The sequence below is a fragment of the Streptomyces viridosporus genome (assembly GCF_002078235.1).
In the GTDB taxonomy this organism is placed as follows: domain Bacteria; phylum Actinomycetota; class Actinomycetes; order Streptomycetales; family Streptomycetaceae; genus Streptomyces; species Streptomyces viridosporus.
Map to the genome: position 1 here is coordinate 1 of NZ_MSGP01000897.1, position 662 is coordinate 662.

2 protein-coding genes are annotated in these 662 nt (G+C 72.5%); both read left to right on the forward strand.

What is annotated here, in order from left to right:
- Positions 1-348 (forward strand): Rieske (2Fe-2S) protein (locus B7L92_RS38510; protein WP_081241676.1); only part of this gene is annotated, 348 nt, incomplete at its 5' end.
- A 22-nt stretch (positions 349-370) separates the two neighbouring features.
- The coding region (locus tag B7L92_RS38515) for a nucleotidyltransferase domain-containing protein (RefSeq protein WP_174704097.1) at positions 371-662 on the forward strand (292 nt) is incomplete at its 3' end.

Genomic DNA, 662 nt, shown 5'->3' on the forward strand with positions numbered 1-662 from the left:
GGGGGCGACGGGGGCGACGGGGACACCTCGTCCGGCACCGCCGCACCGACTCCCTCCGCCGGACAGGAGCTGGCCGCGACCGGCGACGTCCCGGTGGGCGGGGGCACGGTCCTCAAGGCCGAGAAGGTGGTGGTGACCCAGCCGGAGAAGGGTGACTTCAAGGCCTTCTCGGCGATCTGCACGCACCAGGGCTGCGTCGTGGCCGACGTCTCGGACGGCACGATCAACTGCGACTGCCACGGCAGCCGGTTCCGCATCGCCGACGGCTCGGTCGAGCGCGGCCCCGCGACCAGGCCGCTGCCCGAGGAGCGGATCACGGTGGAGGGAAATTCGATCCACCTGGGGTGACCCGCCGCGTACGCTCCCGCGCGTGCGCCCCGAAACCCTGGTCCGCGACCACACCGTCTACGCCTGCGTCATGGGGTCGCGTGCCTTCGGTCTGGCGACGGAGGACAGCGACACCGACCGCCGGGGCGTGTTCCTCGCCCCCACCCCCCTGTTCTGGCGCTTCGACAAGCCGCCGACGCACGTCGAGGGCCCGGCCGAGGAGCAGTTCAGCTGGGAGCTGGAACGCTTCTGCGAGCTGGCCCTGCGCGCCAACCCCACCATCCTGGAGTGCCTGCACTCCCCGCTCGTGGAGTACGCCGACGACACCGGCCGCG